13 protein-coding genes are annotated in these 13,983 nt (G+C 71.0%); 9 read left to right on the top strand and 4 right to left on the bottom strand.

Translation table 11 applies throughout. The features are described from left to right. The first annotated feature begins 88 nt into the window (after positions 1 to 88). From OHA05_RS06910 to OHA05_RS06920, 3 genes are all read left to right on the top strand, one after another. Positions 89 to 382 carry a hypothetical protein gene (locus OHA05_RS06910; protein WP_313947273.1) on the top strand — a complete coding sequence of 98 codons (294 nt, stop codon included), beginning with the start codon at positions 89 to 91 and terminating at the stop codon, positions 380 to 382. A 266-nt stretch (positions 383 to 648) separates the two neighbouring features. Further along, positions 649 to 1,668, top strand: coding sequence for a phosphotransferase family protein (locus tag OHA05_RS06915; protein WP_313947272.1), 1,020 nt, complete (start codon positions 649 to 651; stop codon positions 1,666 to 1,668). A gap of 8 nt (positions 1,669 to 1,676) precedes the next feature. Further along, positions 1,677 to 2,891, top strand: coding sequence for an acyl-CoA dehydrogenase family protein (locus OHA05_RS06920; RefSeq protein WP_313947271.1), 1,215 nt, complete (start codon positions 1,677 to 1,679; stop codon positions 2,889 to 2,891). A gap of 121 nt (positions 2,892 to 3,012) precedes the next feature. Here the strand turns inward: OHA05_RS06920 and OHA05_RS06925 are convergent, their stop codons facing one another. The 3 genes from OHA05_RS06925 to OHA05_RS06935 are packed head-to-tail and all read right to left on the bottom strand — an operon-like array spanning position 3,013 to position 6,060. Next, complete coding sequence (locus OHA05_RS06925; protein ID WP_313947270.1) at positions 3,013 to 3,606, bottom strand: TetR/AcrR family transcriptional regulator; 594 nt, start codon at positions 3,604 to 3,606, stop codon at positions 3,013 to 3,015. A gap of 40 nt (positions 3,607 to 3,646) precedes the next feature. Further along, positions 3,647 to 5,317, bottom strand: coding sequence for a class I adenylate-forming enzyme family protein (locus tag OHA05_RS06930; RefSeq protein WP_443043646.1), 1,671 nt, complete (start codon positions 5,315 to 5,317; stop codon positions 3,647 to 3,649). After that, positions 5,296 to 6,060 carry an SDR family oxidoreductase gene (locus OHA05_RS06935; protein ID WP_328860074.1) on the bottom strand — a complete coding sequence of 255 codons (765 nt, stop codon included), beginning with the start codon at positions 6,058 to 6,060 and terminating at the stop codon, positions 5,296 to 5,298. The genes OHA05_RS06930 and OHA05_RS06935 overlap by 22 nt, the downstream gene beginning before the upstream one ends. 179 nt (positions 6,061 to 6,239) lie before the next feature. Between OHA05_RS06935 and OHA05_RS06940 the strand changes: the two genes are divergently transcribed. From OHA05_RS06940 to OHA05_RS06965, 6 genes are all read left to right on the top strand, one after another. Further along, the gene (locus OHA05_RS06940) at positions 6,240 to 7,493 is read left to right on the top strand and encodes an exo-beta-N-acetylmuramidase NamZ family protein (RefSeq protein WP_328860075.1); all 1,254 of its coding nucleotides are present in this window, start codon (positions 6,240 to 6,242) and stop codon (positions 7,491 to 7,493) included. A 135-nt stretch (positions 7,494 to 7,628) separates the two neighbouring features. Then, positions 7,629 to 8,972, top strand: a complete 1,344-nt coding sequence (locus OHA05_RS06945) for an erythromycin esterase family protein (protein WP_328860076.1) — start codon at positions 7,629 to 7,631, stop codon at positions 8,970 to 8,972. Positions 8,973 to 9,103: 131 nt separating this feature from the next. Then, a complete protein-coding gene (locus OHA05_RS06950) occupies positions 9,104 to 10,435 on the top strand; it encodes a serine-threonine protein kinase (RefSeq protein WP_443043647.1) in 1,332 nt (443 codons plus the stop codon). A gap of 266 nt (positions 10,436 to 10,701) precedes the next feature. After that, a complete protein-coding gene (locus OHA05_RS06955; protein ID WP_313947265.1) occupies positions 10,702 to 11,313 on the top strand; it encodes a hypothetical protein in 612 nt (203 codons plus the stop codon). Positions 11,314 to 11,388: 75 nt separating this feature from the next. Beyond that, a complete protein-coding gene (locus OHA05_RS06960) occupies positions 11,389 to 12,120 on the top strand; it encodes a 3-keto-5-aminohexanoate cleavage protein (protein ID WP_328863343.1) in 732 nt (243 codons plus the stop codon). A gap of 91 nt (positions 12,121 to 12,211) precedes the next feature. Beyond that, on the top strand, positions 12,212 to 13,279 hold the full coding sequence (locus OHA05_RS06965) for an RNA ligase (ATP) (RefSeq protein ID WP_328860077.1): 1,068 nt from the start codon (positions 12,212 to 12,214) through the stop codon (positions 13,277 to 13,279). 135 nt (positions 13,280 to 13,414) lie between these two features. On the opposite strand, the gene soxR is transcribed toward OHA05_RS06965, so the two are convergent. Then, on the bottom strand, positions 13,415 to 13,891 hold the full coding sequence (soxR, locus tag OHA05_RS06970) for a redox-sensitive transcriptional activator SoxR (protein WP_313947263.1): 477 nt from the start codon (positions 13,889 to 13,891) through the stop codon (positions 13,415 to 13,417). Between the last annotated feature and the right edge of the window lie 92 nt (positions 13,892 to 13,983).

Below are 13,983 nucleotides of genomic sequence, written 5' to 3' on the forward strand. Positions count from 1 at the left end.
GCGCCGCGCGTCCACCCCTCCCGGGCAGGGCTTCGGCGACTAGCCTGGGTGTGACAGAACGCCATAAAACCACCAAAAGGTATGGGTCATGACCGTCCACACGGAACACTCCGCGCACGAGCACATGCACGGCCCGGCCTGCGGCCACACCGAGGTCCCGCACGGCGATCACGTCGACTACGCGCACGACGGGCACCTCCACCGCGAGCACTCCGGCCACTGGGACGAGTGCGAGCCGGGTGAGCACACCGCGCACAGCGGTCACGCGCACGACCACGGTCCCGCCTGCGGACATCCGGCCGTCGAGCACGGCGACCATGTCGACTACGTCCACGACGGACACCGGCACGCGGCGCACGACGGGCACTGGGACGACCACTAGGGTCTGCCGTTCGTACGACTTCAGGAACCACCACAGCAGGAAGCGAATCCCCGGGGCCCGGCCGGCACACCTGCCGGGCCCCGGGGATTTCGCACGCCCAAGAGCCCCCGGGCCCCGCGATTCCTCGGGCCGCGGCCGTCGCCACGCTCCTCCAGGGGTGTGATCTCGGCCCCGGTCCGCCCTCGCACTGGACGACATACCGACTGGTCGGTCATCATAAGAGCGACCCGTACCAGCGACCGTTCCGTGCCCCGGAGGTGCCCCCGATGAGCTCAGTCCCCCCAGGCCTTGATCCCGAGAAGCTGCGCGGTTGTCTCGACCGTGAGCGGCCGGGCCTGGTGAACGGACCGCTCAGCGCACGGCTGATCCAGGGCGGCCGCTCCAACCTCACGTACTCGGTCACCGACGGCACCGGCCAGTGGGTGGTGCGCCGGCCCCCGCTCGGGCACGTGCTGGCCACGGCGCACGACATGAAGCGCGAGCACCGGGTGATCAGCGCACTGCACCCGACCGCGGTGCCGGTGCCCGAGCCGGTGCTGCTGTGCGAGGACGACTCGGTGCTCGGGGCGCCGTTCTACGTCATGGAGTTCGTGGAGGGCACGCCCTATCGCACCGCCGAGCAGCTCGCCCCCATCGGGCCCGAGCGCACCCGGAACGCGGTGCTCGGACTGCTCGACACCCTCGTCGAACTGCACGCCGTGGACCCGGAGTCGGTGGGCCTCGGCGACTTCGGCCGCCCCGAGGGCTTCCTCGACCGGCAGCTGCGGCGCTGGGGCAAGCAGCTCGACGCCTCCCGCAACCGTGACCTCGCCGGGATCGACGAGCTGCACGCCTCACTCGGCCGCTCCCTGCCGGCCTCCCCCGCCCCCACCGTGATCCACGGCGACTACCGCCTCGACAACGTCCTCGTCGGCACGGACGACAGGATCAAGGCAGTGCTGGACTGGGAGATGTCCACCCTCGGCGACCCGCTGACCGACCTCGGACTGCTGGCCATGTACAGCGCCGAGCTCGAGGTGGCGAACGCTCCCATCAGCACCACCGCGTCCGCGGCCGGCCACCCGTCGACGTCCGAGCTGATCGAGCGGTACGCCACCCGGTCCGGGCGCGACACCTCCGCCATCTCCTGGTACACGGCGTTCGCCTGGTTCAAGCTCGCCGTGATCCTCGAGGGCATCCACTACCGCTACACCCTCGGGCAGACCGTCGGCGACGGCTTCGACCGGATCGGCGATCTCGTTCCCGTCTTCATCGAGCACGGCCTCACCACCCTCCAGGAAGGCTGAGTACATCCATGGATTTCGCATTCGACGCGCGCACCGAGGAGTTGCGGGCCCAGCTGCTCGCCTTCATGGACGAGCACGTGTACCCGGCCGAGGCGGTCGCGCACGAGCAGCGCGCCCAGCTGGCGTCGCCCTGGGACACCCCGGTGATCGTGGAGGAGCTGAAGGCCGAGGCCCGCAGGCAGGGTCTGTGGAATCTCTTCCTGCCGGACGCCGAGCACGGCGCCGGGCTGACGAATCTCCAGTACGCCCCGCTCGCCGAGATCACCGGCCGCAGTCCGCATCTGGGCCCGACCGCGCTGAACTGTGCCGCGCCCGACACCGGGAACATGGAAGTGCTCGCGCAGTTCGGCAACGAGCAGCAGAAGAAGCAGTGGCTCGACCCGCTGCTCGCCGGTGAGATCCGCTCGGCGTTCGCGATGACGGAGCCCGAGGTCGCCTCGTCGGACGCGACGAACATCCAGACGCGGATAGACCGGGACGGCGACGACTATGTCGTGAACGGCCGCAAGTGGTACATCTCCGGGGCGATGAACCCCGACTGCAAGATCTTCATCGTGATGGGCAAGACCGACCCGGACGGCGACGACATCCGCCGCCAGCAGTCGATGATCCTGGTGCCGCGGGACACCCCGGGCCTGGAGATCCGCCGGGCCATGCAGGTGTACGGCTACGAGGACCACTCGCACGGCGGCCATGCCGAGGTCGTCTTCGACGACGTCCGCGTCCCCGCCACGAACCTCATCGGCGAGGAGGGCGGCGGCTTCGCGATCGCCCAGGCACGGCTCGGCCCGGGCCGTATCCACCACTGCATGCGGCTGATCGGCATGGCCGAGCGGGCGATCGAGCTGATGTGCCGGCGTGCGGTGTCCCGTACGGCCTTCGGCAAGGCGATCGCGCAGCAGGGGGTGGTGCAAAACTGGATCGCCGACGCGCGGGTGACGGTCGAACAGCTGCGGCTGCTCGTCCTGAAGACCGCGTGGCTGATGGACACGGTCGGCAACCGCGGAGCGCACACGGAGATCCAGGCGATCAAGATCGCGACGCCTCGCGCGGTGGTGGACATCCTCGACAAGGCGGTGCAGGTGCACGGAGCGGGCGGCGTGAGCCAGGACTTCCCGCTGGCCGAACTGTGGGCGGGCGCACGGACGCTGAAGCTCGCGGACGGTCCGGACGAGGTGCACCAGCGGTCGCTGGCGCGGCGTGAGCTGAAGAAGTACCTGTAGGCGGCTCGCGGGTTCCGGGGCTTCGGCCCCGGAACCCGCGTTCGCCGTCGCCGATCGCTCCGGTCCGGATACGACGCGGTGATGACGCAGAGGCAGCGCGGCGGACTGCCCGCGGGGACTGCTACGGGCGCAGGGCCCGCAGCAGCAGGTCCGCGAGGTGGTCCGCCAGTTCGTGCGGGCTCAGGGGGCCGTCGGGGCGGTACCACGTCGACAGGTGGTGGACCGAGCCGAAGTGGTAGTCCACGACCAGGTCCGCCGGGGTCGCTGAGGAGAAGACACCGCTGCGCTGCCCCTCCTCCACCAGCGCCCGGAACCGCTCGTGGTAGCGGCGGCGCTCCGCGCGCACCTGCTTGTGCTTCTCCGGGCTCAGATGGTGCATCGAGCGGAAGAAGATGTCGGCGTCGTCGAGGTTGTCGATGGTCGTGACGACCACGTCCGCCGCCGCGCCCCGCAGCCGCTTCTCCACCGGCTCGTCCGCGTCCGCGTAGGCGTCGAGGCGCTCCTGCTGGATGCGCAGCATGCGGGCGTAGATCTCCTGGAGGAGGTCCTCCTTGGAGCCGAAGTAGTGGTACAGCGCGCCCTTGGTGACGCCGGCCGCCTCGACGATCTCCTGCACCGAGGTGCGGTCGTAGCCCCGCTCGGCGAAGAGACGGGTGGCGGCAGCCAGAAGCCGCTGCGGTACGGGGGTGTCGTCCCCGTCCGTCGTCCTGGCCATGTGGTGCCACCCGCCTCTCGATCAAGTACCAAGCAGTAACTTACCCGGGGAAACGCAGCTCCCGCCGGAGGATCTTCCCACTTGTCGTCTTCGGGAGCTCCGGCAGGATCTCCACTTCGCGTGGATATTTGTACGTGGCGAGCCGCTCGGCGCAGTAGGCGGATATCTCCGCCCCCTCCACGGTGACGCCCGGACGCAGGCTGACGTAGGCCTTCACCGTTTCTCCCCGGTACTCGTCGGGGATGCCGACGACCGCTGCCTCCCGCACCGCCGGGTGGGTGTACAGCACGTCCTCGACCTCGCGCGGCCAGACCTTGAAGCCGGACGCGTTGATCATGTCCTTCTTGCGGTCGACGACATACAGCCAGCCGTCCTCGTCCATGAAGCCGATGTCCCCGGTGCGCAGTTCGCCGTCGGGGAACGCCTCCGCGGTCGCCTCCGGCAGCCGCCAGTAGCCGGGCACCACCTGGGGCCCGCTGACCGCGATCTCGCCCTGCTCGCCGAAGGGCACCTCCTCGCCCGTGTCGTCGAGGATGCGGACGACGGTGTCCGGTCCCGGCAGGCCGACGGACAGGGTGCCGGACACAGGATCGACGGGTGCCTCCAGCTCCGGCGGCACCGAGGCACAGGGAGCGGTGCACTCGGTGAGGCCGTAGCCGTTGCGGATGTAGGGGCCGAAGCCGGCACGGAACTTCTCCACCAGCGCGGGCGGCACCGGCGCGCCGCCGGACGAGATCACCTGGAAGGACGCGAAGTGCTCCCGGGTCGCCGAGGGGTGGGCGCCCAGCGCCATGAAGGCGGTGGAGGGTCCGACGGTGTACGCGGGCCGGTGCTCGGCGAAGGCATCGAGCACGACACCGGCCTCGAAGCGGTAGGCGAGGACCAGAGTGCCCGCGTTGGCGATGCAGGCGGCCAGTTCGCAGACCATGCCGGTGATGTGGAACAGCGGCGCGAGGGCGAAGTAGCAGGAGCCCTCGGGCACGGGGTGGCCGGTGCGCTGGCGCTCGGCGTTGTAGGTGATGCCCCGGTGCAGGTTCATGGCGCCCTTGGGGGTGCCGCTGGTGCCGGAGGTGTAACTGATCAACGCGGTGTCGTCGGCGGTGAGTTCACGGCCTTCGGGAGCCGCGAGGCCCTGCCGGGCCACGTCCAGGAGGTCGTCGGTGTCCGACGGCCGCTCCAGCCGCGCGAAGCCGAGCACCCGCTCGTCGTCGCGGGTCTGGAGATCCAGTTCCGAGGTGGTGAGCACGACGTCCACGGACGCGGCGGCGGCGCTCTCGCGCAGATACGACTCCCAGCCGCGGTCCGCACAGATCAGGGCGCCGACCTCGGCGTCCTTCAGGACATGACCGACCTCGGCCGCCTTGTACATCGGGTTGAGCGGGACGACGGTGGCTCCCGCCTTCCAGGCGCCGAGGAGTCCGATCACGAACTGCGGGCTGTTCTGGAGCATGATCGCCACGCGGTCGCCGCAGCCGACGCCGCGCGCGGCGAGATGACCGGCCACCGAGTCCGAGAGCTCGTCGGTCTCGCGGTAGCTGATCCGCCCGTCGAAGTAGGCGAGGGCGGTGTGTCCGGGGGCCCGCTCGACGGCGGCGCGGAAGGAGTGCACCACGGTCGCCGGCGGGCTGACGCTCGCGCGCTGGGACTCGGTGAGCCTGCCCAGCCACGGCTTGGCGGCGTAGACAGAGGTCACCGGCCCGCCTCTTCCCACTTCCGCTGGATGTGGTTCATCCCGCCGAGCCAGCGTTCGGGCGTCGCGGCGCGGGCCTGGTAGAACTCGGCGACCTCCGGGTGCGGAAGGATCAGGAAGCGGTCGCTGTCGATGCCGTCGAAGAGCGCGTCGGCGACGTCCTCGGGTTCGATGGCGCTGAGGGCCAGCACCAGTTCACCCGCCGATCCGGCCGCCGTGAGCATGTCCGTCCGTACACCCTGCGGGCAGATGGCGTGCACCTTCAGCCCGCGGTGGCGGTAGGTGAGCGAGAGCCACTCGGCGAAGGCGTACGCGCCGTGCTTGGAGACGCTGTAGGGCGCCGCGCCCACCATGGTCAGCAGCCCCGCCGCGGAGACGGTGGAGACGAAGCGGCCGGTGCCGCGCTCCAGCCAGTCGGGCAGCAGGGTGCGGACCGCGCGGACGTGCGCCATGACGTTCACGTCCCAGGCGGCGGCCCAGACGGCCTCCTCCGCGAACGCGTCACCGGGCGAGGCGAGTCCGGCGTTGGCGCAGTAGACGTCCACCGTGCCGTCGAGCGCGTCGCGGGCGGCTTCCACGATCGCGGACGCGTCGCCCGGCACGGCGGTGGCACCGATCTCCTCGGCGACCGCCTTGGCCTTGACCGCGTCGATGTCGTTGACGACGACGCGAGCGCCCTCGGCCGCGAACCTGCGGGCCAGCGCGGCACCGATACCGCCGCCCGCGCCCGTGACCACCACTCCAGCGCCCTGCACCGAACTCATCGAAATCCGCCTCTCCACGCTCCGGTCCGTCACGGCAGACTAACCGGTCGGTATGTCACACGAAAGAGGCAGGGCGCAGGGGAAGGAAGCACGAAGCGCGGTGCGCGGGTCGTTCCAAGCGCCCCCGACGCGCGCTAGCGTGCGTGGCCATGACAGACAGCGATCACGGAGGTGGCCCGATGAGCCTGTCCAGACGGGGACTGCTGGCCGCGACAGGAGCGGCCGGCGCGCTGGCCGCGACCGGACCGGCGGCGAGTGCGGCTCCCGCCGCCGCCCGCTCGACCCGGCGCCGGGTCCGCACCGGCTTCGACCGGCTCGCCGCCGACGGTTACGCGATGCTCTCCGGGCAGCGGGTCGGCGTGGTCACCAATCCGACCGGCATCACCCCGGACGTACGGCACATCGTCGATGTGATGCACGCGGACGACCGGGTGGACCTGACCGCCGTCTTCGGCCCCGAGCACGGCTTCCGCGGAACGGCCCAGGCGGGCGGCTCCGAGGGGCGCTACGACGACCCGGCGACCGGGCTGCCCGTCTACGACACCTACCTCAAGAGCGGGCAGCCGCTGGCCGACATCTTCACCACCTCGGGCGTGGAGACGATCGTCTTCGACATCCAGGACGCGGGAGCGCGCTTCTACACCTACATCTGGACGCTGTTCGACTGCATGCAGTCGGCCGCGTTCGCCGGCAAGCGCTTCGTCGTCCTGGACCGGCCCAACCCGGTGACGGGACGGGCCGCGCTCGGTCCCGTCCTGGACAAGGCGTTCGCGACCTTCGTCGGGCGCGAACCGATCTCCCAGGCGCACGGCATGACGGTGGCCGAGCTCGCGCTGCTGTTCAACGGCGAGTTCCTGCAGACGCCGGTGGATCTGCGGATCGTCCGGATGTCCGGCTGGGACCGCGCCGACTTCTTCGACGAGACGGGGCTGCCGTGGGTGCCGCCGAGCCCCAACATGCCCACTCCCGAGACCGCGCTGGTGTACTCGGGCACCTGCCTCTTCGAGGGCACGAACCTGTCGGAGGGACGCGGCACGACCCGTCCGTTCGAGCTGCTGGGCGCCGAGGGGATCGGACGCGGCTGGGCCGAAGCGGCGAACGGCCTGGACCTGCCCGGTGTGCGGTTCCGTGAGGCGTACTTCGCGCCGACGTTCTCCAAGTTCCAGGGGAAGACGATCGGCGGGGTCCAACTGCACGTCCACGACCGGGAGTCGTTCGACCCCGTGCGCACCGGCATCGGTCTGCTGGTGACGGCGAAGCGGAGCTGGAGCGGCTTCGCCTGGCGTCCCGACAACTGGATCGACAAGCTCACGGGCTCGACCAAGGTCCGTACGCTGATCGACGCGGGGGCCGGGACGGACGAGGTGGTGGGCGCCTGGCGCGGTGAGCTGGCGGCGTTCCGGGCGGTCCGCAAGAAGTATCTGCGGTACTGAGCACGGCAGTCGGGAGACGGCCGCGGGATCTCCGTGCGGTGACGGGCCGGTCCGGCAGTACGGGGGCCGGCCCCACCGTCGACACGGGTGCCCGCAGGGTGGTCCGGGCCCGCGATGCGCCGACAGGCTTGATCCATGAACGCCATCACCCGACACCGGTTACAGCAGGTGCTGGTGCTCGTGCTCGCCCTCGGCTCACTCCTCGTCGCCGGGCCCGCACGCGCACAGCCCTCCACCTCTCCCCCCGGCTCCTCGCCCGCCGCCCAGGACCCCGTGCCCGCGCTGGCCCGGGCGGCCCGGCCGCTGTCCGATCTGCGGCCGCTGGAGCGCATGATCGGCACCGCGACGATCGTGGGCGTCGGCGAGGCCACCCACAACTCCGCGGAGTTCTTCACCACCAAGCACCGCATCTTCCGGGACCTCGTCGAGCGCAAGGGCTTCACGACCTTCGCCCTGGAGGCTCCCTGGAGCACCGGGCTGCGGCTCAACGCGTATGTGCTGCACGGCAAGGGCGACCCGCGGCGCATCATGCGGGAGGAGTTCCAGAACTCCTACGCCCTGTGGAACACCCGCGAGTACCTGGACCTGATCCGGTGGATGCGCCAGTACAACGTGCGGCATCCGCAGCGGCCCGTGCAGTTCATGGGCAACGACACCGCCTACTCGGGGCCGGAACTCTTCGACACCGTCACGGGCTGGGTCGCGAAGCGGTACCCGGCGCTGCTGCCGGAGATCAGCCGCCTGTACCGGGCGTCGCGGCCGACGGACTCGGTGGACGAGACGATGACGGCGTATCTGCACCGGCCCGTCGCCGAGCGGAGGGCGATGGCCGCGGACGTGGGCCGGGCGCTGACGCTCCTGGAGCGGCAGAAGCCGGGGCCGGACCGGGAGCAGCACGCCTGGATGCTTCAGCACGCCCGGGCGATCGCGCAGACCGGGACCCAGTACACGTTCGACTTCTTCGACGAGAAGGAGATAGCGGACGCCATGCTCTACCGCGACCGGACGATGGCCGAGAACACCGTGTGGTGGCAGCGCCGGACCGGGCACCGGATCGTGCTCTCCGCGCACAACGGCCATGTCGGCTACGAGACGAGCAACCCTGCGCAGTACCCGAAGCTTCAGGGCGCGTTCCTGCGGGACATGGTGGGAGCGGACTACGTCAGCGCCGGATTCACCTTCGGGCAGGGGTCGTTCAACGCGCTGGACGTCACGGATCCCGCCGAGCCGATGCGGACGTTCTCGGTGGGACCGCCGGCTCCGGGCAGCAACGAGGCCGTTCTGGAACGGGTGTGGGGGAAGGACTACTACCTCGACCTGCGCAGCGCACCGGCCGCGGCACGGACCTGGCTGGGCGTCGCCCGCCCGACCCGGAACATCGGCAACGCCTGGCCCGCGGATCCGGAGCAGGTACGGCTGGTCAGCTCGTACGATGTGCTGATCCATCTCCACCGGGTGACCGCGGCCGGCCTGCTCTGACGGGCACGGCAGCGGAAGACTCCAGGCGATCGACCGCTTTCAGGTGCGGTCGGCCGCGTCCCGGGTATGGCCGTCCCTCCCCGTGCGCAGGATGCTTCTGGCAGAAGCGGATTTAACGGGGAGGGGCAGTCATGCCGGACATGAGCGTGGGGCCGTATCAGGACATCACCTTCGACCAGGACGGCGATGTCGACGCCGTGCAGCGCGACCGGCTGAGGGCCATGAACGTCACCGATCTGGTGATGTTCGCGCACGGCTGGAACAACACGCCGTCCGTGGCGCGCCGGCTCTGTTCGGCCTTCTTCGCGCCCTTTCCGGGGCTCGCGTCCCCTTCGGCGCGGCTGGGGTACGCGGGGGTCGTCTGGCCCTCGATGAGGTTCACCGACGAGCCGGTGCCCGACTTCGGCCCGTCGGCCGTCGCGGGACCGGTGGAGACCGTCCCGGGGCGGGCCGGCCCCGGTGCGGTGGCGCTCGACGCGGCGACACAGCAGGCCCTGACGGGTCTCTTCCCCGGGCACGGGGCGACCGTGGCACGGCTCGCGCGACTCCTCGACGAGCAGCCCGAGTCGGAGGCCGCGTTCGCCGAGTTCGGCAGGCTGGCACGGCAGTTGGCCGAGGTGCCCGCGGGCGGACTGGAGGCCGGCTTCACGGAGGACCTGCCCAAGGACGAGCGGGGGCCCGCCGCCGTGCTGTACGAGGACGCTCTGTCGCTGTGCCGGCAGTTCACCCTGGCACTGGAGGAGACGGAGCTGGTGGCGGACAAGGAGGCCGCCGACGCCACCTTCGCCCTCGGAGGCGGGCTGACGAAGGTGTGGAAGGGCGCGAAGGAGTTGCTGCGCCAGACCACGTACTACGCCATGAAACGGCGCGCGGGGACCGTGGGCGAGCTGGGCCTCGGGCCTCTGCTCGGACAGCTCGCCCGCACCTCCCCCGACATGCGCGTCCATCTCGTCGGTCACAGCCAGGGCGCCCGGCTCGTCGCGTTCGCGCTGCGCGGGCTGCCGGACGGCGCCGGCAACGTGAAGTCGGTGACGCTCCTCCAAGGTGCCTTCTCCCACTACGCGTTCGCGCCGAGCCTGCCGCACGCGCCGCAAAACTCCGGTGCGCTGCGCACCATGGAGGAGCGCGTCGACGGTCCGCTGGTGGCCTGCTACTCCCGGCACGACAGCGCTCTGGGGGTGATCTATCCGCTGGCCTCGCGCCTCGCCGGCGACGACGCGACCGCGGCCGGTCTGGACAAGCGCTGGTGGGCGCTGGGGCACGACGGCATACAGGGCGTGAAGTCCACGGCCCGGCTCACCCTGGACGAGGCGCTGGCGCGGGGGGTACCCGCCTCCGGCTGCGTGAGTGTGGACACGGCGGCCGTCGTGCGCCGCGGCGGACCGCCGTCGGGCGCGCACAGCGACATCTGCCACCGGGAGCTGGCGGAGGTGGTCCTGACGGCGGGCCGTCTCGAACGCTGAGACGACGGACACCGTGTTCTCGAACACAGAAGGGGGAGAAAACAAGACGGGATTCCGATCGCCCCGACCCGCACCGATCGCCTTGATCCCGGCGTCGACGGCCTCAACGAAGGGGTCGGACGGAGGCCGGGGCCTCTCGGGACCCTGGCCGGAACCGTCGGGAAAGCACCACTGATGGACGCCATTCGATTTTCGATGGAGCCGGATCGGGCACTCGTACGTCCATTCCTCAACGCCGATGTACCAGCGACGGAGGTGGCAGTGCGATGGCCGGTTTCCGGAGTCTTGCGAGACAGGTGCGCGACACGCGGTGTGATCTGGCGCTACGGCGCTACTCACTGCGGAAGTGCCTTGAGCGTTTTGCCCCTTATGGGCACCGGGCGACCTGGGATCACCTGTGCGCACGGCACAGTATCGAGCCCGAGGACCGGGCGCCCGATCCGGCGCGGCTGGTGGCCGCGCTCGACGAACTGGAACAGGCGCGGGCGGTCTGGCTCGCGTACGAGGAAGGTTTCGCGGACCGCAGGAAGCGTGAGAAGCACGACGGACTGCGACGGCCGGCCGCCATCGACGACTGGCACCGGCGGACCTGGGGCGGGAACGGGGTGGCGCGCTGCGACAGCCCGGGAGCCCATCCCTCGGCACCCCTGGACGAGGTGCTCCGCCGGCTGATCTCGGCACTGGAGGACGGCCCCCGTGCCGCCTGCCCGGTCTGCGAGGAGACCCATATCGTCTGGCGGCAGGATCTGGCGAACGAGCCGTGGTTCGGGCCGGTGTGTGCGGGCTGCGGCATCGTGGTGCCGCAGCCCGTTCTGACGTCCGAGGCCGTCGCGGCGGCCAAGCGGGCGGGACGGCAGGAACTGGCATCCGTGGCCTGAGGGGTGTGGGGGCGGCCTTCGGCGTCGTCCCGCCCCCGCGTGTCGTTGTCAGTGGTGCCCGGCACCATGGACCGCATGATCCAGGTCTGTCTGAACGGGAACCGGTCGGCAGCCGACGGCGCCGCCGTGCCGTTGACCCCGTCCGCCCTGGCCGAGTCCGCGGCCCTTGCCGTCGCCGCGGGCGCGGCCGATGTGCATGTGCACCCGAAGACGCCCTGCGGCGAGGACACCCTGTCGCCCCGGGTGGTGGCCGAGGTGCTCACCGCGATCCGGTCCGTGGTCGGCGTGCCGGTCGGGGTGACGACGGGCGCCTGGGCGGAACCGAACCCGGCGCGCCGGGTGCGGCGGATCCGTGACTGGACCGTGCTGCCCGACCATGCCTCGGTGAACTGGCACGAGGAGGGCGCCGAGGAGGTCGCGGCCGCGCTGATGGAGCGCGGCGTGGGCGTGGAGGCGGGCATCTGGTCCGGTACGCGCGGAGCGTCGCGCTTCCGCTCGTCCGCCCTAGCCCCGCGGGTGCTGCGCGTCCTCGCGGAGGTCACGGACACGGACGCGTCGACGGCGTCCGCGACGGCCGGCGCCCTCCTGGACGAACTGGACGGCGCCCATGGCCTGCCGGTGCTGCTGCACGGCGAGGACGGCGGCGCCTGGCCGGTGCTGCGGCTGGCCGGCCGGCTTGGCCTGGACACCCGTGTGGGCCTGGAGGACGTCCTGGTGCTCCCCGACGGTGGCGCGGCCGCGTCCAATGCCCAACTGGTGGCCCGCGCCCGGGCCTTCGGCCCGGATGCTGCCCGCAGCCCTGGGTGAACCGGCGACCGTAGCAGACACAAAATCACTGGCCCCACCGCAATTGCTCCCCGGAGAGTGGAGGCGATGAGACACGACCGAGGAGCCTGACATGTCGACGCTGCGCGTCACCGCCGAACTGCTGACGATCCATGAGCACCCCAACGCCGACGCCCTCGAACTGGCCCAGGTGGGCCTGTACCGCGCCGTCGTCGCCAAGGGCGCGTACCGCAGTGGTGACATCGCCGTCTACATCCCGGAACAGGCCGTGCTCCCGGCGCCCCTGATCGAGGAGCTGGGTCTGACCGGCAGGCTCGCCGGAAAGGCGTCCGACCGCGTTAAGGCGGTGCGTCTGCGCGGTGAGCTGTCGCAGGGCATCGTGTGCGTGCCGAGTGCGCTCGCCGACGTCGATCTGCGCCGGGCGGTGGCGGAGGAGACCGATTTCGCCGAGCGGCTCTCGATCACCAAGTGGTCGCCGCCGATCCCACCGACCATGAACGGCGAGGTCGAACGGGCTCCCGAACTGCTGCCCTGGGTCGACATCGAGAACATCCAGCGGTATCCGGAGATCTTCGAGCCCGGCGAGCCGGTCGTCCTGACCGAGAAGCTGCACGGCACGGCCTGCCTGGCCACCTGCACGGCCGCGGACGGCAGGGTCCAGGTCTCCTCCAAGGGCTTCGGGTCCAAGGGCCTCGCGCTGAAGGAGGATCCGCGCAATCTGTACTGGCGCGCGGTGCTCGGCCACGACGTACCCACGGTCGCCGCCCGCATCGCCGAGAAGCTGGGCGCGACCCGCGTCGGCATCTTCGGCGAGGTGTACGGCGCGGGGGTGCAGGATCTCGCCTACGGCGCCGACGGCCGTTCGCAGGCGCTCGGTTACGCGGTCTTCGACCTGTCGGCGGAGATCGACGGCCAGGTCCGCTGGCTGGACCCGGCCGTCGTGCTCGACGGTGAACTGCCCCTGGTGCCACGGCTGTACGAGGGTCCGTACGACGTCGAGACGGTCCTGGGGCTGGCGAGCGGCCGGGAAACGGTCTCCGGCCGCGAACTGCACCTGCGGGAGGGCGTGGTCATCCGTCCGGTGACCGAGCGCTACAGCCCCGTGGTGGGCGGCCGGGCGATCGCCAAGGCGGTGAGCCCGGCGTATCTGACCCGCAAGGGCGGCACGGAGTACGAGTAGCAGGTACCGGCCGCTCTTGGGGGGGGTGGCGGAGCGAGGGCGGGCCCGACACGGGGGTGCGGGCCCGCCCTCATCCGTGTCCGGCCGGGAACGGCGCCGGGCCAGGGGCACGGGCAGGTCAGGAACGCGGCCGGGTCAGCCGTTGTCCTTCGCACGGCTGCGCTCGGGGAGCAGCCGGGAGCCCGTCAGTCGCTCACCGAAGATGTCGTCCGGGTTGGACAGGACGCAGTTCTCCAGCGAGAGACACCCACAGCCGATGCAGTCGGTGAGGTGGTCGCGCAGCCGCCCCAACTGCTGGATCCGTTCGTCCAGTTCACTGCGCCAGGCCCGGGAGAGCCGCGCCCAGTCCTCGCGGTCGGGCGTGCGCTCCTCGGGCAGTTCGGCGAGAGCGTCCCTGATCGTGGCGAGCGGGATGCCGACGCGCTGCGCCGCCCGCACGAACGCGACTCTGCGCAGTGCGTCCCTGCTGTAGCGACGCTGGTTGCCGGTGGTCCTGCGGCTGCTGATGAGGCCCTTGGACTCGTAGAAGTGCAGGGCGGACACGGCAGCGCCGCTGCGCGCGGACAACTGGCCGACCGTGAGCTCATGAATCTTCTCGGGAATCTGTGGCACTCCCCGAAGGCTACTCGTCGATCGTTGACAGGAGCGCGCCCGCCCGACCATGCTGAGCAAGCGCTTAGACAATCGTTTCCGTGCGTGAGAGG

The sequence above is a fragment of the Streptomyces sp. NBC_00306 genome, assembly GCF_036169555.1.
Lineage (GTDB): Bacteria > Actinomycetota > Actinomycetes > Streptomycetales > Streptomycetaceae > Streptomyces > Streptomyces achmelvichensis.